Raw genomic sequence first — 25,150 nt, 5'->3', positions numbered from 1 at the left:
TGCGTTGACCGGTTTTTTCGTGCTCTGCCTACATTACAGATGCGGAGCCTGGCAGGCTGCCCCCGAGGTGTTGGCCGACGCAGGCATGCCGAACACGGCCTGTGCGCCACAACGCGAACCGAACATCTTCGCCTGCTCGTGGCCTACGCCGACCACTTCGTGCGCCTGATGGTTGACGCGCTTGCGCCCCGCCAGATAGCGCTCGTAGCGCCAGTAGTTACGTGCGCGATCCAGGCGCGTCGGGCCTTCAGCCTCGGCACCGCACAACTTGTCGAGTACGCGGTGATTCGGGTCGTTGTCGTGCGTGCCGACCAGGTAAGTCACGTGGCGCTGCGCGTATCGGTTGAACAATTGGCGACCGGTCTTGCCGGCGGCATACGGAACCATGTCGACCATGCCGTACTTGTAGTGGTCGTAGTCCGGGCAGACGCTGGTGCTGTAGCGCGCAAACCCCTTGCCGCGCGGACGCTCCGGCGTGAAATACAGATATGAGGAGGGGTTGGCGATCACGTAGCGCAGGTCGATGCCGCGCTTGCGGATCGCCTCGTCGACGTTGTTGAGCACAGCGTAGCGTTGCACGATCTGGCCGCCGCCCGAATGGCCTGCCACCGTTACGCGCTTGACGTTGGGCGCGCGTGCCGGGTCGGTCACGTAGCCGATCAGGTCATCGAGCACCTTGAGCGAACTCAGGTCCGTATACGGTGCGTTGGTGGCGTTGAAGCCGCCAATCCAGCCGTCCACCGACCACACCGGCATGCCGTCGAAGCCTTTGCCTTCGTCAGGCGTACCGGGAAAGTTCGGGGCAATCAGCAGGACCTCGTCGGGATTACGGCCGCTGGCCTGGAGCAGCTCGGCGCCAGCGGTGTAGTAATCGTTTCCGTTGCGCTGCAGGCCGTGCTGCACGAACACGACTTCGCGGATGCTGCCGAGGTTGCCATCAAGCGGATGGTTGGCGTAGACGGGGAAATCGTAGCCCGCTGCATCGGTACCAAGATGCACGCGCTGCCAGACGGGCCCCTGAGGCTTCTGCGCAGCCGACGCAGCCGCGGTCGTTTCCGGCGTCTGCGGCCCCGCGCATGCGGCCAGCCCTAGCATCGCAGTCATGGCCACTCCAAGCGCCAACCGGCGCCAGCCCCTCAAACCATCGCGCTTCATATCGTCTCCGTGGTGGATGAAACACGCGCCTACCCGCCCCCGCAGGTCCGACGCTCCCGCAGTCTCGATCAGTCGTCGTGATTGGCGGGCAATTCCGGGAACAGCACTTCGGTAAAGCCGAAGCGAGTGAAATCCTTGACGCGCATCGGGTACAGCACGCCCTGCAGGTGATCGCATTCGTGCTGCACGACGCGGGCGTGGAAGCCCTCGGCAATACGGTCGATGGCATGGCCATGCTGGTCGAAGCCGGTATAGCGCAGGCGCGTGTAGCGCGGCACCACACCGCGCAGGCCGGGTACCGAGAGGCACCCTTCCCAGCCCTCTTCCATCTCGTCCGACAGCGGCTCGACGGTCGGGTTGATCAACACCGTCTTCGGCACGGCCGGTGCATCCGGATACCGGTCGTTACGATCGAACCCGAAGATGACGACCTGTAGATCCACGCCGATCTGCGGGGCTGCCAGACCGGCACCGCGGGCCGCATCCATGGTGTCAAACATGTCTTCGATCAGGGCAGTCAGTTCGGGCGTGTGGAAACGCTCGACCGGCTTGGCAACGCGCAGCAGCCGGCTGTCGCCCATCTTGAGGATGTTTCGGATCATGCCTGGTCTCCCGCCGGTTTTTTTAACAGCGCGAGCATACCCGCTTCGTCCAGAACCTTCACGTTCAATTCTTCGGCTTTGGCGAGCTTGCTGCCGGCATCTTCTCCGGCGACAACGTAGTCGGTCTTTTTCGACACCGAACCCGATACCTTGGCGCCTGCTGCTTCCAGCATAGCCTTGGCTTCGTCACGCGTGAGGTTCGGCAATGTGCCGGTCAAAACGACTGTCTTGCCGGCCAGCACGCCTTCTTCGGCGGCCTCAGCAGGCATGGCAGCGAGCAACTCGCCGCGCAGCGCGTCGAGCTTCGCCAGCTGCGCGCGATGGTCGTGCGAGGCGAGCCATTCGAGCAGCGATGCAGTCACATCCGCGGGCAGGCCAGCCAACTGATCGGGCTCAACGCTGGCCAGCTGGGCAAGCGTTGGCGCTGCCACGGCCAATTGCTTTGCGCGCGTGGCGGTCAGCTTGGGCACGCCCAGCGTGGCGTACAGTTCGGCCGGCTCCAGCTTCTCGCGCAGCTTCGCGTTGGGCGCATGCTCGCCTTGCGGTGCAACACCGGCTTCGAGCAGCGCATCGAGCGCCTGCTGGTTCTTCGGCTCGGCAAAGAAATCGGCGATGGCTTCAGCCACCGTGGCACCCACATCGGGCAGCGCCAGCAGCAGCGGCGCAGGCGCACGCCGGATCATGGCCAGGCTGCCGAGCCAGTCGGCAAGCGTCTTGGCGGTCGACTCGCCCACGTGGCGAATGCCCAGCGCAAACAGGAAGCGCGCCAGCGGAGGCGTCTTGCTGGCCTGGATGCCCTCCAGCAGATTCTCGGCCCACTTGGTGGCGATCTTGCCTGCGGAAACCGTCTCGGGCTTCACGCCATCACGTTCGTCCGCACGGCGCTTCATCTCCAGAAAATCTTCGAGCGTGAGCTTGTACAGGTCGGCGATGCCGTGCACGTAGTCCAGCTCGACCAGGTTGTCGATGTAACGCTCGCCCAGACCTTCGATGTCCATCATGCGGCGACCGGCAAAGTGGCGGATCGCCTCCTTGCGCTGCGCCGAGCAGAACAGCCCCCCGGAGCAACGGGCCACCGCCTCACCCTCTTCGCGCACGACGTGCGAGCCGCAAACCGGGCACGTCTTCGGCAGTTCGAATGGCGGGTACTTGGGCTGCTGCCGCGGATTGAACAAGTCGCTGCCCGGGACGTCATCCAGTGGGCGGCGATCAAGCACCACACTCACCACCTCGGGAATCACGTCACCCGCGCGCCGCACGACCACGGTGTCGCCCACGCGTACGTCCTTGCGGCGCACTTCATCTTCGTTGTGCAGCGTCGCATTGGTGACCGTTACCCCGCCAACAAACACCGGCACCAGCCGCGCCACCGGCGTGATGGCGCCCGTCCGGCCGACTTGCACGTCAATGGATTCGACCGTGGTCAGCGCTTCCTGCGCCGGATATTTGTGCGCAACCGCCCAGCGCGGCTCACGTGAGCGAAAGCCGAGTTCACGCTGCAACGCGAGCGAGTTGACCTTGTAGACGACGCCGTCGATGTCGAACGGCAAGCTGTCGCGCTTGGCACCGATGGCGTCATGGAACTCGACCAGCCCATCTCCGCCCTTCACCGCGGCGCGTTCCGCGCTGACCGGAAAACCGAACGCCTGCAGCGCGTCGAGCATGCCGGAATGCGTCCCGGGCATGCCCTTCCAGCCGACCACCTCGCCCAGCCCATAGGCGAAGAACGAGAGCGGGCGCTCGGCAGCCATCTTCGGATCGAGCTGGCGCACGGCGCCGGCCGCGGTATTGCGCGGGTTGACGAAGGTCTTGTCACCGCGCTCTCGCTGGCGGACGTTGAGCTTCTCGAAGTCGTCGCGACGCATGTAGACCTCGCCGCGCACCTCCAGCACGTCGGGCACGTGGCCATCAACTGGCGACAGCCCCAGCGGAATCTGGCGGATCGTGCGGATGTTCTGCGTGACGTCTTCGCCCGTGGTGCCATCGCCACGTGTGGCGGCCTGCACGAGATAACCGCGCTCGTAGCGCAGGCCGATCGCCAGGCCATCGAACTTCAGCTCGGCGGCGTATTCCACGGGCGGATCGGTGTCATCAAGGCCCAGCTCGCGGCGTACGCTGGCGTCGAACGCGCGCGCGCCGTTGGGGGTGGTGTCGGTCTCGGTGCGGATCGACAGCATGGGGATGACATGCCTGACCGCCGCAAATTCGGGCAGGACGGCGCCACCGACCCGCAGCGTGGGCGAATCGGGTGTCTTCAGTTCGGGATGTTCGGCCTCCAGCGCTTCCAGCTCGCGATAGAGCCGGTCGTATTCAGCGTCGGGCACGCTGGGCTGGTCGAGCACGTAGTACTCGTGGGCGTAGCGGTTCAGCTCGGCACGCAGCCAGGCTGCCCGCGCCTCGGGCGTGGTACCGGACGCGGGTTCTGCAATCTTGCTCATCGTGGGCCCGTCAGTGGCTGAACAAGCGCACCGCAGTGCTCGAACCGGCCGGGATGCCGCGCGCTTCAAGCTTGTCGTACAGCACCCGCAGATGCTTCTGGATGGCGACGAACGACTGCTCTGTCAGCGGACGCAGGTTGTCATCCACGACCTGCGCACCCATGCGCTGCGACAGCGTGTAGGCGTATTCGCACACCAGCTTGAAGGGCTTGCTCGACTCTTCCGCCACCGGCACATCGAGCAACAGCGTGATCTGTCGGCCGGCCTTGACGGTCAGGTCATCGCGCAGGAAATTGGTGTCGCCAAACTGGAGGGTGAACAGCGCGCGCTGCACGCCATCGGCACCGGCGTGGAAGCGCGTGAAACGCGTGCCGTCGCGCGAGAGCACCAGCCCGTCTTGCGTGGCCACCGTCTGCACATACGCTGCCGACCATGGGGCGCCGTCGGAGATCACGCTCACGCCCAGTTGCACGTCGCACTCGGCGGCAAACGCGTCGAGTTCGCGCGCATTGGAAATCGTCTCGTTCATGTCCGGCAGTTCCGGCACCGCATCGGCCGCTTCCGACAGCGGATCGATCGCGTTGATGAATTCCGAGAACTCCAGCGCATTCAGCGGGCCCGTGCGGTTGGCCAGTTGCACGGCCACTTGCACGTCAAGATAGCGTTGACCGGCGCGGATGGCTTCCCACGCATTGGCGGCAGGGTTCAAACCTTCCACGTGGACCTGCTTGGTGCCTGCGCGGCGCAGCTTGGCGAGCGCCGGCAGCAGGCGGTCGCCCGACACTTCGCGTTCCGGATGCAGCGGCACGATGGAATCGATCAGCGGATCGATCACGCCATTGGCGGGCTCCAGCGAACCCGGCGCGGGCTCGGCCGCCGCTTCCGCTTCGGCGGCCTCGAGCGCAGCATCGTCGCCCGACGGCGTAAGTTCGGCTCCGATCACGCCGGCTTCGGTTTCGGCGCTGCCCGTGGCGGGCGTGTGCGTCTTCGCCGAGAAACCGGGCTCAAGACGCGGTTCGACGCGGCCGGTCTCGTCGCGCTCTCCGCCCAGGGCGGGTTCGGCGCGCTCGGTCCAGCCTTCGCCGCGGGGCGTCTCGTCGACGGCCGGGTTATATACCTCGGGCCGGCGCGCCTTGCGGATTTGCCACTGGTTGTAGACAACAATCACGAGCACAAACACCACGCCTGCGCCCAGCAGGGCCATCACCAGGTTGTTGTCCTGCATTTACGCCGCCTCCGCCATGGTCAGCGCGGCATCCATGTCCACCGCCACGATCCGGGACACACCTTGTTCCTGCATGGTCACACCGATGAGCTGTTGCGCCATTTCCATCGCAATCTTGTTGTGAGAAATAAAAACGAATTGGGTCTTGTCAGACATGCGCTTGACCATGTTGGCGTAGCGCTCGGTGTTGGCGTCGTCCAGCGGGGCATCCACCTCGTCGAGCAGGCAGAACGGGGCCGGATTCAGCTGGAACATCGCAAACACCAGCGCAATCGCGGTCAGCGCTTTCTCGCCGCCCGACAGCAGGTGAATGGTCGAGTTCTTCTTGCCCGGCGGCTGCGCCATCACCTGCACGCCTGCATCGAGAATCTCTTCGCCGGTCATCATCAGCTTGGCCTGGCCGCCGCCGAACAGCGTCGGGAACAGCTCGCCAAAGTGATAGTTGACCTGGTCGAACGTGCCTTGCAACAGCGCGCGCGTTTCCTGGTCGATCTTGCGGATGGCGTCTTCCAGCGTGGTGATGGCGTCGGTCAAATCGGCCGATTGTGCATCCAGGAAGCCCTTGCGCTCCCGCGCTGCCGCCAGTTCGTCGAGCGCGGCCATGTTGACCGGCCCGAGCGCGTTGATGGCGTTGTTGATGCGCGTGACTTCGCCTTGCAAGTAGGACGGTTTCAGATCGCCGGTCAGACGTTCGGCTAACGCTGCTTCGTCCACATTGGCAGCGGTGAGCTGCTCGGTGAACTGCTCCTGGTTCAGGCGCGCGGCCTGTTCCTTCAACTGCAGCTCGGTAATGCGATCGCGCAGCGGTTGCTGGGCGCGCTCTGCAGTCAGGCGTTGCTCGTCGTGCGTGCGCAGTTGCGCGGTCAGCGCATCCAGTTCCATGCGCGCCAGCCCGAGCTTTTCTTCCTTCTCGGCGCGGCGCTCCAGTGCTTCCTGCAGTCCGGTATGCGCGGTCTGCTCGTTGATGGTTTCCAGCTCGGCGCGCGCGTTTTCCAGCGTCAGCACGATCTGCTGCGCCTGGTCGCTCGCCACCTGGATGTTGCGCTTCAGTTCGGCAATGCGGTTCTGCAGATTGCGCTCGGCAAAGTGCGCCTCCTGTGCGCCGCGCTCCTGATCGCGCAAGGCGTTGCGCGCATCGCTCAGGCGAACTTCCAGCGCTTCGAACGCCTGCTGGCTGTCTTCAAAGCGCGCCTGCATGTCGGCGAGCGCCGCGTCGTGCTGTTCGAACGTCGCTTCGGATTCGGCACGGATGGCACGCTGCTCTTCGATCTGCGCGCGAATCTCGTCCAACTCGCTGTCGATCTGGCCGCTGCGTGCGTTGTAGCGATCCATCGCCTGCGACAGCTTGAGCACATCCATCTGCAGCACGTGCACGCGGCGCGTGGCCTGTTCGGCGCGGGCCCGCACCTGCGTGAGGTTCTGGCTGGCCTGGCTGTACGCCGCTTCGGCGCGCACGGCGGCACTCTTGGCTTCGTCAGCCAACAGCATCTGCGCACGCACCTGTTTGTGCAGGTTCTCGATCTCCTGCGCGCGCGCCAGCATGCCGGCCTGCTCGGAATCGGGCGCGTACAACTGCACCGACGACCGGCCAATCAAGTGCCCGGCCTGGACCACAAACGTGCCGCCTTCCGGCAACGTCTGCCGCGCGGCGAGCGCAGCCTGCATGTCGTCGGCGATATAGACGTCGGCCAGCCAGTCTTGCAGCACGGCGCGCATGCCGGGCTCCGTCACCTGCACCAGCGACATCAGCGGACGCAACCCCGCCGGCGCCTCGACCGGACGCGCTGCGGGCGGGGGCGCATAGAAGGCGAGCTTGGCGGGCGGCGCGTCGGCCGCAAACGCCTTGATCCAATCGAGGTTGGAGACTTCCAGCGCGCCAAGCTTTTCGCGCAGCACCGCTTCGAGTGCCGGCTCCCAGCCCTGCTCGATCTGGAGCTTCTTCCAGAAGCGCGGCAGTTCGCTCAGCTCATGCTTGGCCAGCCACGGCTGGACCTTGCCGTCGGTCTGCACGTTCTCCTGCAGCTGCTTGAGCGCGGCGAGGCGCGCTTCCAGGCTAGCGATGGCGGCGGCTTCCGATTGCACGCGGTCCTGCGCGGCGCGGCGTGCCTCGTCGAGCTGCGGCACTTGTGTCTCTGCGTCTTCCAGCGCGGCTTGCGCTTCGGCCAGCACCTCTTCCTGCTCAGCCAGTTCGGCACGCAGCGTTTCCAGCTGCACGTCGTCCGGCTTGTCGAGGCCGGATGACTCTTGCGTCAGACGTTCGCGGCGCTGTTCGAGCTGCAGCAGGGCCTGATCGGCATTGCGCTGGTGTGCGGCTTCGAGCTTGAGGGCCTGTTCCGATTGCAGGATCGCGGCGCGTTGATCGTTCAGCGCGGTCTGCGCATCGCGCCACTGCGCTTCCATGGCGGGGAGTTCGTCGGCTTTGCGCGCGACGTCCTCGGCGGCCTGCGCAGCACGCTCCTCGGCCATTGCCAGCTCTTCCTCGGCGGCGGCGAGGTCTTCCTGCGCCTGCTCGCCCTGCGTATGCCACTGTTCCTGCTGCGCGGTCAGCGTGGCGATCTGCTGCTGGATGCGATTGCGCGATTCCACCACGTAGCGGATCTCGGCTTCCAGACGGCTGACTTCGGAGTTGGCTTCGTAGAGCGCGCCCTGCGCGGCGTGCATCGCATCGGACGAGGCGTAATGCGCCACGCGCATCGTTTCGAGTTCGGCCTCGATATGGCGCAACTGCGCGGTCTGTGCTTCCAGGTCGATCTGCGCCTGTTCGATGGCACGCTGATGGCGCTCTTGCTCAGCCTGCGCTTCACGCTTGCGCAGCAGCCACAGCAGGTGCTGCTTCTCTTCGCCTTCTGCCTGCAGCGTCTGGAAGCGCTGCGCAACTTCCGCCTGGCCCTCGAGCTTTTCGAGATTGGTGCCGAGTTCGCGCAGGATGTCTTCCACGCGCGTCAGGTTTTCACGCGTGTCGGAGAGGCGGTTTTCGGTTTCGCGGCGGCGTTCCTTGTACTTCGACACGCCCGCGGCTTCTTCCAGGAAGATGCGCATGTCATCGGGCTTGGCCTCGATGATGCGCGAGATCATCCCCTGCCCGATGATGGCGTAGGCGCGCGGCCCCAGGCCCGTGCCGAGGAAGATGTCCTGGATGTCGCGGCGGCGCACCGCCTGGTTGTTGATGAAATACGACGAGGTGCCATCGCGGCTCAGCACGCGCTTGACCGCCACTTCGGCGTACTGGCTCCACTGGCCGGCGGCGCGGCCTTCCGCGTTGTCGAAGACGAGTTCGACGCTAGCCCGGCCGGCCGGCTTACGCTGGGTGGAGCCGTTGAAGATGACGTCTTGCATCGATTCGCCACGGAGTTCCGCGGCGCGTGATTCGCCGAGCACCCAGCGCACGGCGTCGATGATGTTGGATTTACCGCAACCGTTCGGGCCGACGATGCCGACAAGCTGGCCCGGAACATGAAAATTGGTCGGATCGACGAAAGACTTGAAGCCTGCGAGCTTGATCGAAGAGAGGCGCACGTTGTGTTCGTCTCGAAGGGATCAGAAAAGGGGGATAAAGCGGGCGCCCCAGGAGCGCGCCTTAACGGTCACACCCACGCCGTTCGGCGTGGACTGACAAGGCACGCCCCAGGGGCGCGGATGGCGCCATCATACCATTCGCACCCCAACCTCCCGCCAATCAAATCGCTACAAAAATGGACGAAATTTGCAGTACGGGAGGCCAAATTGCTGCGGATTTGTAAGCAGTTTCACGTTCATGACAATCGGCGTCAGTCCGGGCGACGGGTGCGCGAGGGCTCCGGCGCAGCGAGCCAGTCGAGCAGCGCATTGTGCAGCGCGTCAGGATCCTGGATTTGTGGCGCATGGCCCGCATCCGGGAATTCCACCAACGTCGCGCGCGGGATAGCCTTGGCGGCTGCACGGCCAAGTTCGGGGTAATGCCCCAGCTGTGCCCGCGCTTCCGGCGGGGCGGTGTCCTTGCCGATGGCGGTGGTGTCTTTCTGGCCGATGAGCAGCAGCGTCGACGGGCGCAACTGGCCGAACTCATAGACGACGGGCTGCGTGTAGATCATGTCGTACAGCAGTGCGGAATTCCACGCCACCAGATCGCGCCCCGGGCCGCGGTACATGCCGGCCAGCATCTGGACCCACGGCTCGTATTGCGTACGCCATTGCCCGGCGTAGTACGTCGACTGCTCATAGGCGCGGATGCGCTCGGCGGTGGTTTGCTTCTCACGCGCGAACCACTGGTCGACCGTCATGGACGGTACGCCCTTGGCCTTCCAGTCTTCCAGGCCGATCGGGTTGATCATCACCAGCCGCGACACCGCGTTCGGATACATCAGCGCGTAGCGCGTCGCCAGCATGCCGCCCGTCGAGTGGCCGATCAGGATGGCCTGCTCGATCCCGAGCGACGCCAGCAGCGCATGCGTATTGCTCGCCAGTTGCTGGAACGTGAACTGATATGCGCTCGGCTTGCTGGATTTGCAAAAGCCGATCTGATCCGGGGCGATCACGCGGTAGCCGGCACCCGTCAGCGCGGCGATCATGCCTTCCCAGGTGGCCGCGCAGAAGTTCTTGCCGTGCAGCAGCACCGCCACCTGGCCGTTCGGCTGCCTGGGTGCGACGTCAAGGTACGCCATCTCCAGTGCATTGCCCTGCGACTCGAACTTGAAAAGCTTGACCGGAGCGGGGTATTCGAAGCCCTCCAGGCGCGGGCCATACACGGGGCCGGTCTCTGCCGGAGCGGCGTACGCGGCGGTGGAAGCAATCGACAACGCAACCGTCAACGCAGCAAGAATCGAACGAGGCAACATCGGCAACTCCTTGGATTGCGAAACGCCGGCAGCCTACTTGCGCCGGGACAGCCCCGACAGCGCGCCTGCCAGGATGATGCAGGCGCCGCCCGCCATCTCCTGGGGGGACAGGCGTTCCGCCGTCAGCAGCGCCGATGACGCGGCCGCCACCACGATTTCGAACAGCATCAGCAGCGCCGCACGATTGGCCGGCAAGCGTTGCAGGCCGCGCTGCACCATCGCATTGCCGCCGACCAGCACGCAGGCCATGCCCGCCAGCAGCAGCCACGTATTGCTCTGCGAGAAAGCCGCCGGCACCGTGCGCACGCCATCCAGCATCAGCGCAGCCGGAAACCCCACCAGCGTGCAGCCGGTAAAGACGACCACGGTCCGCATCTCCGGGCGCATGGTCGGATGACGCTGCCCCGCCAGGCGGGACAGCACGTTGTTGCACGCAAAAGCGAGCCCAGCAATCAGCCCCGCCCCTTCCGCCGCTGAACCCGGCCAGGGCGTGCCGGCCTGGCCCGACCACAGCATCATCACCGCGCCCGACAGCGCCAGCGCGAGCAGCACACCGCCACGCCAGCCCAGCCGCTCGTGCAGCCACAGGCGCGCCAGCAGCGCCGTCCAGACGGGCGTCAGATAGAACAAGAGCAGCACCCGCATGACCGTGCCGTGCACCGTGCCCCAGACGAAACCGGCGTTGGTGATGCCCGCCGCGAGCCCGAGCGCGGGAATCAGCCACGACCATTGAAACGTCGGAAAGTGACGACGCAGCACTATGGCGGCCAGCACTGCTGCGGCTGCGCCCGTCATCGACGAAGCCAGCATGCTGCCGAGCCCCCAGCCGGCCAGCAGGCGGTACGGATACCAGGAAATGCCCCAGACCGAGGCGCCCAGGAGGATAAACAGTGCAGCCGCCCATTGCGGCTCGTGGTGAGCGGAAGCGTCCGCCGAGGAGGCTATCGATGTCATCTAAGCAATAAAAAAACGGCGGAAATCCGCCGCATGCAGCATTGTCTTGGGGCGGCCAGCACACGTTGGCCGTATAATTTCGGGCTTCCCGGCAAGCGCCAAGCTTGCCCGCTGACCAGCCCAACACCGCCGCCCAACACCGTGAATCCGCGCCTGTCCGCCCTCCAGCCGTATCCGTTCGAGAAACTGAAAGCGCTTGTGAAGGACGTCACGCCCAGCGCCGCCCATACGCCGATCAGCTTTGGCATCGGCGAGCCCAAGCACCCGACGCCGGCCCTGGTGAAAGACGCGCTGGCGGCGGCGCTTGGCGGGCTGGCGAATTATCCCACGACGCTTGGCTCCGATGCACTGCGGCAGTGCATCGCCGCATGGCTGGAGCGCCGCTACGGCTTGCCGAAGGTCGACCCGGCCACTGAAGTCATCCCCGTCAACGGCTCGCGCGAGGCGCTGTTCTCGTTCGCCCAGACCGTGATCGACGGCAGCAAGCCCGGCGCCCGCGTGCTGTGCCCGAACCCGTTCTACCAGATCTACGAAGGCTCGGCGCTGCTGGCCGGTGCCACGCCCCTGTTCGCCAACAGCGACCCGGCGCGCAACTACGCACCCGATTTCGCTGCGATCACGCCCGAAGAATGGCGCAACGTCCAGCTCGTCTTCGTATGCAGCCCCGGCAACCCGACCGGCGCCGTGCTCACGCTCGAAGACTGGAAGCAGCTGTTCGCGCTGTCGGACGAATACGGCTTCATCATTGCGTCGGACGAGTGCTACTCCGAAATCTATTTCGACGAGGCCAACCCGCCGCTGGGCGCACTGCAGGCCGCGCACCAGCTAGGCCGCGGCTTTGACCGCTTGGTGATGTTCTCGAGCCTGTCCAAACGCTCCAACGTGCCGGGCATGCGCTCCGGTTTCGTGGCCGGCGACGCCAAGCTGCTCAAGGCGTACCTGCTGTATCGCACGTATCACGGCAGCGCGATGAGCCCGTCGGTGCAATCCGCTAGCATCGCTGCGTGGAACGACGAGACCCACGTGCGCGACAACCGCGCGCAGTACGTCAAGAAGTTCCAGCAGGTCACGCCGATGCTGGCCGAGGTGCTGGACGTGGCCCTGCCCGACGCAGCCTTCTACCTGTGGGCCAACGTCAAGCGCACAGGCATGTCGGACACTGAATTCGCATGCCAGCTGCTGGCCGCCAAGAACGTCGCCGTCCTGCCGGGCAGCTACCTCGCCCGCGAGGCGCACGGCACGAATCCGGGCCAGGACTACGTGCGCATCGCGCTGGTGGCCAGCGTGGACGAATGCCTGGAAGGTGCGCGCCGCATCGTCGAGTTCTGCCAGCAACGCTGATCCGTAATTTTCTCTTCTGTTTCCTCTCCGAGAGCCAACAAGACCATGACGCAACAACTGCAATCCCTGATCGACCAAGCGTGGGAAGACCGCGCCAACCTGTCGCCCAAGTCCGCTCCGGCCGATGTCCGTGAAGCCGTCGCCAACGTGATCGGCCAGCTCGATCGTGGCGCGCTGCGCGTGGCCGAGAAGCAGGACGGCGAGTGGATCGTCAATCAGTGGATCAAGAAAGCCGTGCTGCTGTCGTTCCGCCTGGAAGACAACGCGCCGATGGCTGCCGGCGGCTTCACGCAGTTCTACGATAAGGTGCCGAGCAAGTTCGCCAACTACACAGCCGAAGACTTCGCAGCGGGCGGCTTCCGCGTGGTGCCGCCGGCCGTGGCGCGCCGTGGCTCGTTCATCGCCAAGAACGCCGTGCTGATGCCGTCGTACGTGAACATCGGCGCCTATGTGGATGAAGGCACGATGGTCGACACGTGGGCCACCGTCGGTTCGTGCGCACAGATCGGCAAGAACGTCCACCTGTCGGGCGGCGTGGGCATCGGCGGCGTGCTGGAGCCGCTGCAGGCCAACCCGGTCATCATCGAAGACAACTGCTTCATCGGTGCCCGCTCCGAAGTGGTGGAAGGCGTGATCGTTGAAGAAAACTCGGTGATCTCGATGGGCGTGTACCTGGGCCAGTCGACCAAGATCTACGACCGCGAAACCGGTGAAGTCAGCTACGGCCGCATCCCGGCGGGCTCGGTGGTGGTGGCGGGCAACCTGCCGTCGAAGGACGGCTCGCACAGCCTGTACTGCGCCGTGATCGTCAAGAAGGTCGACGCGAAGACGCGCGCCAAGGTTGGCCTGAACGAGCTGCTGCGCGGCGATTAAGCACCGGCGCAAGGCATGCCTGCTAGTCTTGCGGGCATGCCAACCACCTCAAACGCAGCCATGTCCGAACGCAATGCCGCCGGCACCCGCTTCGGCAAGCTGCGCCAACGCATCATGGGTCTTGATCCAAACACCATCGGTACCGTCTTGTCGTTGCTGCCCACCATCCTGGAGCAGGCGAACAAGACCATCGACAAGTTCAAGAACCGCAAGAAAACCGGCACCGAACCGTCCCGCGCAGAAGGCGCCGCGCCCGACCCGAATACACGGATTGCCGAGCTGGAAGCGGCGATCCTGCAGCAGGCTGAATCGGTCAAGCTGCTGGCCGAACAGCACGCCATCACCATCGACGCGTTGCGCGATGAAGCCGCGCGGCTGGAGCGCCGCCTCAGGCGCATGACTTGGCTGGCGTCCATTGGTTTTGCAGTGGCTGTTGCCGCCCTCTCCTTCGCCCTGCAAGCCTTTCGACATTGATTGCGAATCCCACCATGACGACCCTGCATGGCATCCCCAATTGCGACACCGTGAAGAAGGCCCGCACGTGGCTCGAATCGAACGGCGTTGCCTACACTTTTCACGATTTCAAGAAGCAAGGCGTGAGCGCCGACATGCTGGCCGGCTGGCTCAAACATGTGCCGCTCGCCACGCTGCTCAACCGCAAGGGCACCACGTGGCGCGCCCTGTCTGACGCCGACAAGGCCGGCGCTGAAGACGAGGCTGGCGCCATCGCGCTGATGCAGGCCAACCCGTCGTTGATCAAGCGGCCGGTGCTGGTGCACGGCAAGAGCGTCAACGTCGGTTTTTCGTCGGACCAGTACGCCGCCCTCTTCTAACAATAACGACAACATCGTCACCGTCATGCAGCCCACGCTTGCCCTCACTGAAGACCTGATCCGCCGCCGCTCCGTCACGCCCGAAGACAAGGGCTGCCAGGACGTGCTGATCGAACGCCTGACCGCCGCCGGGTTCGAATGCGAAACCGTGATCAGCGGCCCGGACCACTTTCGGGTGACCAACCTGTGGGCCATCAAGCGCGGCCGCGCCGGCACCGACGGCAAGCTGCTCGTGTTCGCTGGCCACACCGATGTGGTGCCCACCGGCCCCGTCGAGCAATGGCACTCCGATCCTTTCGAACCAACGCACCGCGACGGCAAGCTCTACGCGCGCGGCGCGGCAGACATGAAGACGTCGATTGCCGGCTTCGTGGTGGCCTCGGAAGAATTTGTTGCCAAGCACCCGGACCACGCCGGCTCGATCGGCTTTCTGATCACCAGCGACGAAGAAGGCCCCGCGCACGACGGCACCGTCAAGGTATGCGACCTGCTCCGCGCACGCGGCGAGCGCCTCGATTACTGCGTGGTCGGTGAGCCGACTTCGGTGTCGACCCTCGGCGATATGGTGAAGAACGGGCGGCGCGGTTCGCTGTCGGGCAAGCTCACGGTGAATGGTGTGCAGGGCCACATCGCGTATCCGCATCTGGCCAAGAACCCGATCCACCTGGCCGCGCCGGCGCTGGCTGAGCTGGCCGCCACGAAGTGGGACGACGGCAATGCATACTTCCCGCCGACCACGTGGCAGATGTCGAATATTCACGGCGGCACGGGCGCGACGAACATCATTCCCGGCCACGTCACGATCGACTTCAACTTCCGCTTCTCGACCGCCAGCACGCCAGACGGCCTCAAGGCGCGCGTGCACAGCATTCTGGATGCGCACGGCCTCGACTACACGCTCGACTGGACGCTGGGCGGCGAGCCCTTCCTGACCGAGCGCGGCGAGCTGTCCGATGCCCTCGCCTCCGCCATCCAGGCCGAATGCGGCGTGACCACCGAACTGTCGACCACGGGCGGCACGTCGGACGGCCGCTTCATCGCCAAGATCTGCCCGCAGGTGATCGAGTTCGGCCCGCCGAACGCGAGCATCCACAAGATCGACGAACACGTCGAAGTGGCGTTTATCGAGCCGCTGAAAAACGTGTATCGCCGCGTCTTGGAAACATTGGTCGCCTGAGGTTACCCCGATGGCGCGCAACGTCGAGATCAAGGCGCGTGTGCGCGATGTGGCTGCGCTGATTGAACGCGCGGCCGCCATCGCGGATTCCGGCCCCGAGCGCATCGAGCAGGACGACACGTTCTTTGCCTGTGCGAATGGGCGCCTGAAGCTGCGGCAGTTCTCGCCCGAGCGCGGGGAGCTGATCCACTACTTCCGTGCCAACAGCGCCGGCCCGCGGGTGTCCAGCTACCACATCGTTCCGACCAACGCGCCCGATGCCCTGCGCGACACGCTGGCCGCCGCCATCGGCGCCGCCGGCCGGGTCATGAAGGTGCGCCAGCTGTATCTCGCCGGTCAGACGCGCATTCATGTCGATGCGGTGAAAGACCTCGGCGATTTCGTTGAACTTGAAGTCGTGCTGCGCGAAGACCAATCCGAAGACGATGGCGTGGCCATCGCGCACGCCCTGATGCAATCCCTCGGCATTGCCGAATCCGACCTGCTTGACGTCGCTTACGTCGATTTGCTGGCCGCACAACAACATTGAGCCGAAGATGACCACGCCCACCCTGCCCACCTCCCACCCGTTCACGACCGTTCGCGACCTGCTGCGCTACGCCGTGTCGCGCTTCACCGCCGCCGGGCTTGTCTTCGGCCACGGCAGCGAGAACGCCTACGATGAAGCCGCTTACCTGATCCTGCACACGCTGCATCTGCCGATCGATACGCTGGGGCCGTTCCTGGACGCACGCCTGCTGCCCGAAGAAGTGGCTGCCGTGCTGAAGGTGATCGAGCGCCGTGCTGTCGACCGCGTGCCCGCCGCGTACATCACGCACGAGGCATTCATGCACGGCATGCGCTTCTACGTGGACGAACGCGTGATCGTGCCGCGCAGCTTCATCGGCGAATTGCTGGAAGACGGGCTGGAACCGTGGATCGACCAGGAAGACGGTCCGACCGATGTGCTGGAGCTGTGTACCGGCTCGGGCTGCCTGTCGATCCTGGCGGCGCTGCAATGGCCCAACTCGACCATCGACGCAGTGGACCTGTCGCCGGATGCACTGGTGGTGGCCAATCGCAATGTCGACGAATACCACCTGCAAGACCGCATCCGCCTGCACGAAGGCGACCTGTATGCGCCGCTGCCGCCGGGCGTGCATTACGACGTGATCCTGACGAACCCGCCGTACGTGAACGAGGCATCGATGCAGGCATTGCCGCCTGAGTACCGTGCCGAGCCGCACATGGCGCTGGCAGGAGGCAACGACGGCATGGACATCGTCCGCCGCATCCTGGCCGATGCACCGCGTCACCTGAAGCCGCATGGCGTGTTGGTGGTGGAAATCGGTAACGAGCGTGAAAACGTTGAGGCGGCGTTCCCGGATCTCGACTTGGTCTGGCTGCCGACCAGCGCAGGTGAAGACCAGGTGTTCCTGGTTACGCGCGAGGCGCTTTAAGCGAAGGGGGCTCCGAACCGCACGCGTGGGGTTCGGAACTCGGCAGGTTGGCGTTCGGAACGCCGTGGTCCGGGTTGCGAACGCCGCGTTTGCAGTTCCAAACGCCGCGATTGACGTTCAGAACGCCATGTGTGGGGTTCGGAACGCCTGGTCTCCGGGTTCCGAACCCCACATCTCTGGTTCTGGACTCGAAGATTGCCGTTCAGAACCCCATGCGCCGGGCTTTGAACCGCGCATTTGACGTTCGGCACCCGACGCGCCGAGTGCAACACTCCGGCGAGGCTGCAACGGCCGTCACAGCGGAAACAACCGAAACAGCGTCAGGACTTGATCTCGTCACAGGCGTCTTTCACAACGCAAATGGAAAAGCGCTGATCAAACACCTGGCCGCTTGGGCAGTGGTCGAAGACGGCGTGCGACTGTGCGTCGCAGGTGGCGTAGGCGGTGGTGCAGTTGGTGCGCACGGGTTGCTTGGGACCGCGGTTGGTGCCGTCGTCGATCATGAAGCGGCCCGATGGCGCGGGGCATTTGAATTCTGCGGCGGCCTTGGCGAGCGCGGCGGCCGCCTTTTCGGCTTTCGACGTCTGCGGCGTGGGCGGGTTCGGGGATGGGCGACGGTCGCAAGCCGTTAGTGCTAGCGCACACAGCAGCATGCCGAGTGTGAGTGCGCGGGTCATGGGGGGGCTCCTTCGGGGTTGGATGTCCTGAAGTTTACGCTGGGGTTGGCGTTTTTGGTCCATCCCTGTTTCGTCCCCTGCCGGGGCCGACCTACTTTCTTTGTCTTGCCAAAGAAAGGTAGGCAAAGAAAGGCGCGCCCGAGATGGCGACTTCCCCTTGAATTTCTGTAACCGGGCGGAGACGGGGAAAACTCGCTGCGCTCAGACAGTTCCCCGTCTTTCTTCCGCCCGCTTACAGAAATTCAAGGCGCCATCTAGGGCAGGAACGTCAACGGCCACACCGTCTGAGTGCGTGGGATGGCGCCATGACTTGCGCCACACCTTTCTCAGCGCAGCATCGCGGACATGGCGGAGAGGCTGTTGAGCATGCGCACGGCATGTTCCACGGAGTCGGCGGCGAAGCGCAGCATCGTGCCGTCGACGCGCTCCAGGGCGGGCCATTGGCAGAAGAGGTCGGCCAATGCGGGCGTTTGCGTCTGCAGGCGGCAGACGATCGGTGCCTGGAGGCGCAGCGGCATGCTGAAATGGCCGCGCCGCACCGTGGCCTTTACCGCCGCATAGATCGCCTCGCACGACTGCTCGGGCGAGAGCGATGTGCCGGCGTTCTGTCCTTCGGCCTGTTTGGTCTCGACGAACGTGGTGTGCGGCAGCAGCGGTTTGGTCTCCTTGATGAATACATCGTCGCCGCTGGCAACGGCCACCGGCACGCCGCGCTCCCCGGCCAGGGCGCCGTAGAGACCGGCCTCGCCCAGTTCCTGCTCGTTGAACCAGACGCGCGCGAAGGCAAAGCTGTTGATGGTGTGCGCCAGCACGCCGCGGCTGCCGGCGCGGGCGTGATAGCCGATCATGCAGACGGCATCGCAGCCGTCCACACCGGCCATCATGCTGAGGTAGCGCGGCTTGCCGAGGACGAAGCGTGCGCGGCGGTCGATGGAATCGGGGATGAGGTTGCGAAAACCTCCGTGCGAATCATTGACGAGCACGTCGGTGGCACCACCGTCGAAGGCACCGCGCACGGCGGCGTCGGCTTCGGCGGTCATCCAGCGGCGGGCACGTTCGTATTCGCCGTTGCCGGCGCGCGTCTGCTCGGGGTGGAACACGTTGGCCACGCCTTCGATGTCGGCGGAGATCAGGATTCGCATGGCGTCAGGTCAGAGCAATTCGGTCAGTGCGCGGCGCGTGTTGCCGTCGCGGCCGGTGACGGCGGTTGCGTGGAACAGCGCGTGCACGATGGCTTGTTCGACGCTGTCGGCGGCCGCCTGGAACAACGGGTCGAGATGCGATTCGTGTGTCATGGAGACGGCTGGCATGGCGCGCGCGCCCTCGTGCGGCACGGTGTAGGCAGTGGAGAACGCCAGTGCGATATCGCCGCTGCCATGGCCGAAGACGGAGCCGGTGCGTGCCAGGCCGGCGCCCGCGCGCAAGGCGAGGCGGCGCAACTGACGCGCGTCCAGCGGCGCGTCGGTGGCGACCAGCATGATGATTGAGCCCTTCTCGGGCTCCGGTGTGGCCGCGGCGAGCGCGCTCACCAATTCCGCACCGACGTTGCGCCCGCCAAGTGTCAGGTTTTTGGTCACGCCAAAGTTGGACAGCACGAGCGCGCCGACCGTACGTTGTGCGCCGTCGGCGAGTGTCACCACGCGCGATGCAGAACCGATGCCGCCCTTCACGCCAAACGACGACATCCCGCGCCCTGCCCCCACCGCGCCTTGCTCGAACGCTTGGGCTGCCGCAGCGTAGGCCGCGTCGTAGTGCACTTCCTGCACGGCAAACGCCTGCAGGTCGTTCAGGTAGCCGTCATTGCATTCGAAGACGAGCGGATTGACGGTCGACCACGCGCGGCCGATCTGCGGGTTAGCCGCCACCGCCTGGCGGATCTGCGCCTGCGCCACCGCACCCACAGCGAACGTGTTGGTCAGCGCAATCGGCGTTTCGAGCACACCCAGCTCGTCCACCTGCACCAGGCCGATGCTCTTGCCGAAACCGTTGAGCACCACGCTGGCGGCCGGCACCTTGTCGACGAACGGGTCGCCCGCATGCGGGCGTACTACCGTCACGCCGGTCTGGATGTCGCCGCCGGCAATCGTTGCGTGGCCGACGGTCACGCCTGCCACGTCGGAGATGCTGTTGCGTGCGCCGGCCGGCAGTGCGCCGATGTGCGGAAGGCTCAGAGGCATGCGAAGAACTCAGCGGCGGTCGATCTTCGGATCCAGCGCGTCGCGCAGGCCATCGCCCAGCAGATTGAACGCCAGCACGGTCAGAAAGATGGCCAGGCTTGGGAAAATCGCCACGTGCGGCGCCGTCACCATGTCGGCGCGCGCCTCGTTGAGCATCGCGCCCCACTCAGGGGTGGGCGGCTGGGCGCCCAGGCCGAGGAACGAAAGGCTGGCTGCGGTGATGATCGAGGTGCCGATCCGCATCGAGAAGTACACGACGATGGACGAAATCGTGCCCGGCAGGATGTGCCGCATGATGATCGTCCAGTCGGACGCGCCAATGCTGCGCGCGGCTTCCACATACGTCAGGTGCTTGAGCATGAGCGTGTTGCCGCGCACGAGCCGCGCAAACGCCGGAATGCTGAACACCGCCACGGCAAAGATCACGTTGATCATGCCGTTGCCCAGGATGGCCACAATGCCGATGGCCAGCAGGATGCCGGGAAAGGCGAACAGTACGTCGGAGATGCGCATGACGATGCGGTCCCACCAGCCTTCGTAGTAGCCGGCCAGCAGGCCGAGCATAGTGCCTATGATGGCGCCGATGATGACCGACACGAAGCCCGCTTCCAGCGAGATGCGTGTGCCCATCAGGATGCGGCTGAAGATGTCGCGGCCCAGCGAATCGACGCCAAACCAATGCTGCGCCGACGGGCCCGCGTTGAGCGCGTCGTAGTCGAAATAGTTTTCCGGGTCGAACGGCACAATGTGCGGCGCGAGGATGGCGATCACCGCCAGCGCGATCACGAACACACCGGCGCCCATCGCCAGATGCTGCTTGCGGAACTTGCGCCAGAACTCCGTCCACGGGGTGCGGACGGGCTCGGTCGAAGCTTGTGCGGCGATGGCCGGATTGGATGCCTGCGTCATGATGGGCCCTTACTTCTTGTAGCGGATGGTCGGGTTGATCACGGTGTACAGCATGTCCACCACCAGGTTGATCAGGATGAACTCCAGCGAGAACAGCAGCACCTCGGCCTGGATGACCGGGTAGTCGCGCATTTCCACCGCATCCACGAGCAGGCGCCCGAGGCCCGGCCAGTTGAACACCTTCTCGACAACAATCGAGCCGCCCAGGAGAAAACCGAACTGCAGGCCCATCATCGTGACCACCGGGATCATCGCGTTGCGCAGGCAATGCTTGATGACCACCACCGTCTCGCGCACGCCCTTGGCACGGGCGGTGCGCACGAAGTCTTCCTGCAGCACTTCCACGAACGAGGCACGTGTAAAACGCGCCATCACGGCCGCCACAGCCGCGCCTAGCGTGAGCGACGGCAGGATGTAGTGCTTCCAGCTATCCGCCCCGATGGACGGCAGCCAGCCGAGCTGCACCGAGAACACTTCCATCAGCAGCATGCCGAGTGCGAATGCGGGAAAAGAGATGCCCGACACGGCGAGCGTCATGCCCAGACGGTCCGGCCACTTGTTGCGCCACACGGCGGATGTGATGCCGATCACCATGCCGAAGACCACCGCCCACACCATGCTGGTGATCGTCAGGTTGAGCGTTGGCCAGAAGCGCTCGCCAATCTCTTCGCTCACCGGGCGCTTGGTGCGGATGGAGTTGCCGAATTCACCGCGAGCGGCGTTGGCGAAGAAGCGCACGAACTGCTCGTGCATCGGCTTGTCCAGGCCCAGGTCCTTGCGTACGAGATCGACCGTCGTCTCGTCCGCTTCGGGGCCGGCGGCCAAACGCGCCGGGTCGCCGGGCAACAGATGCACGAACAGGAACACCAGCACTGCCACGATCAGCAGTGTCGGGATCACGCCCAGCACACGTTTAATGAAGTAGTTCAGCATGGCAAATCCACCGCAGGCGGCAATTCAATGGCCCGCGCAAAGATTGCGCGGGCCGGTACGGCAATGAGGCTTATTGCTTGATGTCGACGTCTTCAAAGCTGAACGAGCCGTCCGGTGCCACATAGGCGCCAGACAGACGCTTCGAGCGCGCGTAGACGATCTTCTCCGTCACCAGGAAGGCCCACGGTGCGTCTTCCCAGATGCGCTTCTGCGCGTCGGTGTAGAGCTTCGACTTCTCAGCGCGATCGGTCGTGCGCAGTGCGCCGGCGATGTCGGCATCCACCTGCTCGTTCTTGTAGTACGCGGTGTTGAACGACTTGGGCGGCATGGCTTCGGACGCCAGCAGCGGACGCAGCGCCCAATCCGATTCACCCGTCGACGATGACCAGCCTGCGTAGTACATGCGCACGCCGGCGTCTTCGGGCTTGGGCACGCTTTCCACGCGCTCGACGCGCTGGCCCGCTTCCAACGCCAGCACCGAGGCTTTGATGCCGACCTGCGCCAGTTGCTGCTGCACGAACTGGATGATCTTCTGCGCCGTCGTGTGGTTATAGGCCGACCACAGTTGCGTCTCAAAGCCGTTCGGGTAACCCGCTTCCTTCAGCAGCTCTTTCGCCTTGGCCGGGTTGTACGGCCACGGGCCCAACTTGACGGCGTAGTCAACGCCCGGCGGCACCACGCCTTCAGACGGCACGGCGTAGCCCGCAAACGCCACCTTGGTCAGCGCATCCTTGTTGATGGCGTAGTTGATGGCCTGGCGCACCTTGGGGTTGTCGAACGGCTTCACGTTGGTGTTGAAGCTGACATAGCGCTGGATGATCGACGGCGCTGCAATCAGGTCAACCTTCGGGCTGCTCTTGAGGACGGCAGCCTGCTCGAACGGAATCGTGAACGCAAAGTCGGCTTCGCCCGTCTGCATGATGGTGGCGCGCGTGTTGTTGTCGACCACCGGCTTCCAGGTGATGGTGTCGATCTTCGGCAGGCCATGCTTCCAGTAGCCGTCGAATTTCTTGCCCTTCAGGTAGTCGGTCTGCTTCCATTCGACAAACTCGAACGGCCCGGTGCCGACCGGGTGGAACGCGATGTCCTTGCCGTACTTCTTGAGCGCCGTGGGCGAGATCATCGCCGCCGACGGATGGGCCAGCACGTTGATGAACGGCGAGAACGGCTCCTTGAGCGTCACGCGGGCGGTGTACGGATCGACCACTTCGGTCTTCGCCACGCGATTGAACAGCACGAAACGCTTGAGCTTGTTGGCCGGGTCCGTCACGCGGTCCAGGTTGGCCTTGACGGCGTTGGCATCAAACGTGGTCCCGTCGTGGAATTTCACGCCCTTGTGCAGCTTGAACGTATAGACCAGGCCGTCCTTGCTGACCTCGTAGCTGTCGCACAGCACGTTGACCAGCTTCATGTCCTTGTCGAAGCCGAACAGGCCTTGATAGAACGACTTGGCCGCGCTGAACGACAGCGTGTCGTTGGCGTCGTACGGGTCCATCGTGGTGAAGGTCGAGTAGACCGCCATCACGGCGTCCTTGGCGGCAAAGGCCGGCATGGTGAATGCCGCCAGGGCCAGGCCGCTGGCAACCATGGCTGCGCGCGGGCCGAATGCGACTCGGTGGGCAAAGCGATTGAACATTTCCTTCCTCCTCATCAAAGATGACGTCTCACTGCGTTCTGTATTGCGATTAATACGCGCCGCCAATCGAGTGGCGGGCAACAAAGTGGTCTGGCGCCACTTGCACCAACGGCTGCACCACCGGCAGGTCGCCAACGGCACGGATGGGGCTTGGGATTTCGTGCGTGGAAAGTTCACGCTTCAAATGGCGGCGCGCCGGGTCCGCAATCGGCACGGCCGACATCAGCTTCTTCGTATAGGGGTGCTGCGGATTTTCGAAGATCGCGCGGCGCGGGCCGATCTCGACGATCTGGCCGAGATACATCACCGCCACGCGATGGCTGATGCGCTCCACCACCGCCATGTCGTGCGAGATGAACAGGAACGCAACGCCAAACTCCTTCTGCAGATCGAGCATCAGGTTGACGATCTGCGCCTGGATCGATACGTCGAGCGCCGAGACCGACTCATCGGCAATCACCACCTTGGGATTCAGCGCGAGGGCGCGAGCAATGCAGATGCGCTGGCGCTGCCCGCCGGAAAACTCGTGCGGATAGCGCGACGCATGCGCGGCCTGCAGGCCCACCTTGTCGAGCAGCCATTCCACACGTTGCTGCGCCTCTTTGCCGGAAGCCACCTTGTGCACCAGCAGCGGCTCCATGATGGAGTAGCCGACCGGCACGCGCGGGTCCAGCGAGGCGAATGGGTCCTGGAAGATGAACTGGATGTTTCGGCGCAGCGTCTGGAGCGCAGGCCCCTTCAGCTCGCCGATGTTCTGGCCGGCAAATTCGATGCTGCCGCTCTGGCTGTCCACCAGGCGCAAGAGCGACCGTCCCGTCGTCGACTTGCCGCAGCCCGATTCGCCGACCAGCGCCAGCGTCTCACCAGGGTAGAGATCAAAACTGACCTGCTCCACCGCATGCACCCGGCGCGTGACGCGGCCGAAGATGCCCGTGGGCACGTCAAAGCGCGTGACGAGATCACGCACACGCAAAATGGGTTGCACATCGTGCGACGCCGCCGGCTGCGGTGTCGTATCGACCGCGGCGGCCGTGCCGTCCACCCGCAACAGAGGAAAGCGGGCCGGCCCATCGGTGCCCTGCATCGAGCCCAGGCGCGGCACCGCCGACAGCAGCGCACGCGTATACGGATGCGCCGGCTGTGCAAACACCGTGGCCGACGGGCCCTCTTCCACGCGATCGCCCTTGTACATCACGAGCACGCGGTCGGCCACTTCCGCCACCACGCCCATGTCGTGCGTGATGAACACCACGGCCATGTGCAGCTCCTGCTGCAGCGCGCGGATCAGTTGCAGGATTTCGGCCTGGATGGTCACGTCCAGCGCGGTAGTCGGCTCATCCGCAATCAGCAACGACGGTTTGCAGGACAGCGCCATCGCAATCATCACGCGCTGGCGCATGCCGCCCGACAGTTGGTGCGGATAGCGCCCCAGCACATTGCGCGCTTCCGGAATGCGCACCAGCTCGAGCATGCGCAGCGCCTCGGCCTTGGCTTCGCTGGCGGACTTGCCCTGGTGCAGGCGGATCGATTCGGCAATCTGTTCGCCCACGGTGAACACCGGGTTGAGCGAGGTCATCGGCTCCTGAAAGATCATCGCGATGTCGGCACCGCGCACGCCGCGCATGGCGGCTGGGCTGGCGTTGGCCAAGTCCAGCACCTCGCCGTTGCGGCGGCGCAGATGCATCTGCCCGCCGATGATCTTGCCGCCGCCGTGTTCCACCAGCCGCATCAGCGCCAGCGACGTCACCGACTTGCCCGAACCCGATTCGCCCACCACGGCCAGCGTCTCGCCCCGGTCGACGTGGAACGACAGGTTGCGCACCGCGTCGACCACGCGCTCGGACGTGGCAAAGCGCACGCTCAGGTCTTGCACCTGCACGACACGCTGGTCGGGCATGGCAATGACGCTGTTGGAGCCGGGCTGTTTGGTTGCTGTCACGACAAATCTCCTGCTGTCCTGCTTGGCG

The 25,150-nt window shown here is 64.8% G+C and carries 21 protein-coding genes; 7 read left to right on the top strand and 14 right to left on the bottom strand.

The window, feature by feature from the left end; all coding sequences use genetic code 11:
* Positions 1-33: 33 nt before the first annotated feature.
* The 7 genes from RP6297_RS06230 to RP6297_RS06200 form a co-directional block, all read right to left on the bottom strand.
* Positions 34-1,155 (bottom strand): alpha/beta fold hydrolase, encoded by a 1,122-nt coding sequence (locus RP6297_RS06230; RefSeq protein ID WP_009238244.1) that lies wholly within the window; start codon positions 1,153-1,155, stop codon positions 34-36.
* 68 nt (positions 1,156-1,223) lie between these two features.
* A complete protein-coding gene (gene def / locus RP6297_RS06225) occupies positions 1,224-1,757 on the bottom strand; it encodes a peptide deformylase (protein WP_009238245.1) in 534 nt (177 codons plus the stop codon).
* Positions 1,754-4,195 carry an NAD-dependent DNA ligase LigA gene (gene ligA / locus RP6297_RS06220; protein WP_009238246.1) on the bottom strand — a complete coding sequence of 814 codons (2,442 nt, stop codon included), beginning with the start codon at positions 4,193-4,195 and terminating at the stop codon, positions 1,754-1,756. The genes def and ligA overlap by 4 nt, the downstream gene beginning before the upstream one ends.
* A gap of 10 nt (positions 4,196-4,205) precedes the next feature.
* Positions 4,206-5,420: a cell division protein ZipA C-terminal FtsZ-binding domain-containing protein gene (locus RP6297_RS06215; RefSeq protein ID WP_009238247.1), complete on the bottom strand. Its 1,215-nt coding sequence runs from the start codon at positions 5,418-5,420 to the stop codon at positions 4,206-4,208.
* Complete coding sequence (gene smc, locus RP6297_RS06210) at positions 5,421-8,936, bottom strand: chromosome segregation protein SMC (protein WP_009238248.1); 3,516 nt, start codon at positions 8,934-8,936, stop codon at positions 5,421-5,423.
* 251 nt (positions 8,937-9,187) lie between these two features.
* Positions 9,188-10,234 (bottom strand): alpha/beta fold hydrolase, encoded by a 1,047-nt coding sequence (locus RP6297_RS06205; protein ID WP_009238249.1) that lies wholly within the window; start codon positions 10,232-10,234, stop codon positions 9,188-9,190.
* A gap of 33 nt (positions 10,235-10,267) precedes the next feature.
* Complete coding sequence (locus tag RP6297_RS06200) at positions 10,268-11,188, bottom strand: DMT family transporter (RefSeq protein ID WP_009238250.1); 921 nt, start codon at positions 11,186-11,188, stop codon at positions 10,268-10,270.
* A 141-nt stretch (positions 11,189-11,329) separates the two neighbouring features.
* Between RP6297_RS06200 and dapC the strand changes: the two genes are divergently transcribed.
* The 7 genes from dapC to prmB are packed head-to-tail and all read left to right on the top strand — an operon-like array spanning position 11,330 to position 16,851.
* Positions 11,330-12,529 carry a succinyldiaminopimelate transaminase gene (dapC, locus tag RP6297_RS06195; protein WP_009277529.1) on the top strand — a complete coding sequence of 400 codons (1,200 nt, stop codon included), beginning with the start codon at positions 11,330-11,332 and terminating at the stop codon, positions 12,527-12,529.
* A 45-nt stretch (positions 12,530-12,574) separates the two neighbouring features.
* Positions 12,575-13,402, top strand: a complete 828-nt coding sequence (gene dapD / locus RP6297_RS06190) for a 2,3,4,5-tetrahydropyridine-2,6-dicarboxylate N-succinyltransferase (RefSeq protein WP_009238252.1) — start codon at positions 12,575-12,577, stop codon at positions 13,400-13,402.
* A 60-nt stretch (positions 13,403-13,462) separates the two neighbouring features.
* A complete protein-coding gene (locus tag RP6297_RS06185) occupies positions 13,463-13,876 on the top strand; it encodes a hypothetical protein (RefSeq protein WP_009238253.1) in 414 nt (137 codons plus the stop codon).
* A 14-nt stretch (positions 13,877-13,890) separates the two neighbouring features.
* The gene (locus RP6297_RS06180; RefSeq protein WP_009238254.1) at positions 13,891-14,235 is read left to right on the top strand and encodes an arsenate reductase; all 345 of its coding nucleotides are present in this window, start codon (positions 13,891-13,893) and stop codon (positions 14,233-14,235) included.
* Between the two features lie 25 nt (positions 14,236-14,260).
* Entirely contained in the window at positions 14,261-15,412 is a 1,152-nt protein-coding gene (gene dapE, locus RP6297_RS06175) for a succinyl-diaminopimelate desuccinylase (RefSeq protein WP_009238255.1), read from the top strand.
* A gap of 10 nt (positions 15,413-15,422) precedes the next feature.
* Positions 15,423-15,941 (top strand): class IV adenylate cyclase, encoded by a 519-nt coding sequence (locus RP6297_RS06170; RefSeq protein WP_009238256.1) that lies wholly within the window; start codon positions 15,423-15,425, stop codon positions 15,939-15,941.
* Positions 15,942-15,948: 7 nt separating this feature from the next.
* Positions 15,949-16,851, top strand: a complete 903-nt coding sequence (prmB, locus tag RP6297_RS06165; protein WP_009238257.1) for a 50S ribosomal protein L3 N(5)-glutamine methyltransferase — start codon at positions 15,949-15,951, stop codon at positions 16,849-16,851.
* A gap of 320 nt (positions 16,852-17,171) precedes the next feature.
* On the opposite strand, the gene RP6297_RS06160 is transcribed toward prmB, so the two are convergent.
* The 7 genes from RP6297_RS06160 to RP6297_RS06130 form a co-directional block, all read right to left on the bottom strand.
* Complete coding sequence (locus RP6297_RS06160; protein ID WP_009238258.1) at positions 17,172-17,528, bottom strand: chitin-binding domain-containing protein; 357 nt, start codon at positions 17,526-17,528, stop codon at positions 17,172-17,174.
* 326 nt (positions 17,529-17,854) lie between these two features.
* Positions 17,855-18,670 (bottom strand): M55 family metallopeptidase, encoded by an 816-nt coding sequence (locus tag RP6297_RS06155; RefSeq protein WP_009238259.1) that lies wholly within the window; start codon positions 18,668-18,670, stop codon positions 17,855-17,857.
* A gap of 9 nt (positions 18,671-18,679) precedes the next feature.
* On the bottom strand, positions 18,680-19,705 hold the full coding sequence (locus tag RP6297_RS06150) for a DmpA family aminopeptidase (protein WP_009238260.1): 1,026 nt from the start codon (positions 19,703-19,705) through the stop codon (positions 18,680-18,682).
* Between the two features lie 9 nt (positions 19,706-19,714).
* Complete coding sequence (gene gsiD, locus RP6297_RS06145; RefSeq protein WP_009238261.1) at positions 19,715-20,614, bottom strand: glutathione ABC transporter permease GsiD; 900 nt, start codon at positions 20,612-20,614, stop codon at positions 19,715-19,717.
* Positions 20,615-20,623: 9 nt separating this feature from the next.
* Positions 20,624-21,547 carry a glutathione ABC transporter permease GsiC gene (gsiC, locus tag RP6297_RS06140; RefSeq protein WP_009238262.1) on the bottom strand — a complete coding sequence of 308 codons (924 nt, stop codon included), beginning with the start codon at positions 21,545-21,547 and terminating at the stop codon, positions 20,624-20,626.
* A gap of 70 nt (positions 21,548-21,617) precedes the next feature.
* Positions 21,618-23,183, bottom strand: coding sequence for a glutathione ABC transporter substrate-binding protein GsiB (gene gsiB / locus RP6297_RS06135; RefSeq protein ID WP_009238263.1), 1,566 nt, complete (start codon positions 23,181-23,183; stop codon positions 21,618-21,620).
* 49 nt (positions 23,184-23,232) lie between these two features.
* On the bottom strand, positions 23,233-25,080 hold the full coding sequence (locus tag RP6297_RS06130) for a dipeptide ABC transporter ATP-binding protein (RefSeq protein WP_216661092.1): 1,848 nt from the start codon (positions 25,078-25,080) through the stop codon (positions 23,233-23,235).
* Between the last annotated feature and the right edge of the window lie 70 nt (positions 25,081-25,150).

The sequence above is a fragment of the Ralstonia pickettii genome, from assembly GCF_016466415.2.
GTDB classification, from domain to species: domain Bacteria; phylum Pseudomonadota; class Gammaproteobacteria; order Burkholderiales; family Burkholderiaceae; genus Ralstonia; species Ralstonia pickettii.
The sequence above is the reverse complement of the archived record's forward strand: the minus strand, read 5'-3'. Positions and strand labels throughout refer to the sequence as shown.

Coding starts and splice junctions, on each gene's coding strand:
- RP6297_RS06230 (WP_009238244.1), bottom strand. CDS start 1,155: ATGAAGCGCGATGGTTTGAGGGGCTGGCGCCGGTTGGCGCTTGGAGTG.
- def (WP_009238245.1), bottom strand. CDS start 1,757: ATGATCCGAAACATCCTCAAGATGGGCGACAGCCGGCTGCTGCGCGTT.
- ligA (WP_009238246.1), bottom strand. CDS start 4,195: ATGAGCAAGATTGCAGAACCCGCGTCCGGTACCACGCCCGAGGCGCGG.
- RP6297_RS06215 (WP_009238247.1), bottom strand. CDS start 5,420: ATGCAGGACAACAACCTGGTGATGGCCCTGCTGGGCGCAGGCGTGGTG.
- RP6297_RS06205 (WP_009238249.1), bottom strand. CDS start 10,234: ATGTTGCCTCGTTCGATTCTTGCTGCGTTGACGGTTGCGTTGTCGATT.
- RP6297_RS06200 (WP_009238250.1), bottom strand. CDS start 11,188: ATGACATCGATAGCCTCCTCGGCGGACGCTTCCGCTCACCACGAGCCG.
- dapD (WP_009238252.1), top strand. CDS start 12,575: ATGACGCAACAACTGCAATCCCTGATCGACCAAGCGTGGGAAGACCGC.
- RP6297_RS06185 (WP_009238253.1), top strand. CDS start 13,463: ATGTCCGAACGCAATGCCGCCGGCACCCGCTTCGGCAAGCTGCGCCAA.
- RP6297_RS06180 (WP_009238254.1), top strand. CDS start 13,891: ATGACGACCCTGCATGGCATCCCCAATTGCGACACCGTGAAGAAGGCC.
- dapE (WP_009238255.1), top strand. CDS start 14,261: ATGCAGCCCACGCTTGCCCTCACTGAAGACCTGATCCGCCGCCGCTCC.
- RP6297_RS06170 (WP_009238256.1), top strand. CDS start 15,423: ATGGCGCGCAACGTCGAGATCAAGGCGCGTGTGCGCGATGTGGCTGCG.
- prmB (WP_009238257.1), top strand. CDS start 15,949: ATGACCACGCCCACCCTGCCCACCTCCCACCCGTTCACGACCGTTCGC.
- RP6297_RS06160 (WP_009238258.1), bottom strand. CDS start 17,528: ATGACCCGCGCACTCACACTCGGCATGCTGCTGTGTGCGCTAGCACTA.
- RP6297_RS06155 (WP_009238259.1), bottom strand. CDS start 18,670: ATGCGAATCCTGATCTCCGCCGACATCGAAGGCGTGGCCAACGTGTTC.
- RP6297_RS06150 (WP_009238260.1), bottom strand. CDS start 19,705: ATGCCTCTGAGCCTTCCGCACATCGGCGCACTGCCGGCCGGCGCACGC.
- gsiD (WP_009238261.1), bottom strand. CDS start 20,614: ATGACGCAGGCATCCAATCCGGCCATCGCCGCACAAGCTTCGACCGAG.
- gsiC (WP_009238262.1), bottom strand. CDS start 21,547: ATGCTGAACTACTTCATTAAACGTGTGCTGGGCGTGATCCCGACACTG.
- gsiB (WP_009238263.1), bottom strand. CDS start 23,183: ATGTTCAATCGCTTTGCCCACCGAGTCGCATTCGGCCCGCGCGCAGCC.
- RP6297_RS06130 (WP_216661092.1), bottom strand. CDS start 25,080: ATGCCCGACCAGCGTGTCGTGCAGGTGCAAGACCTGAGCGTGCGCTTT.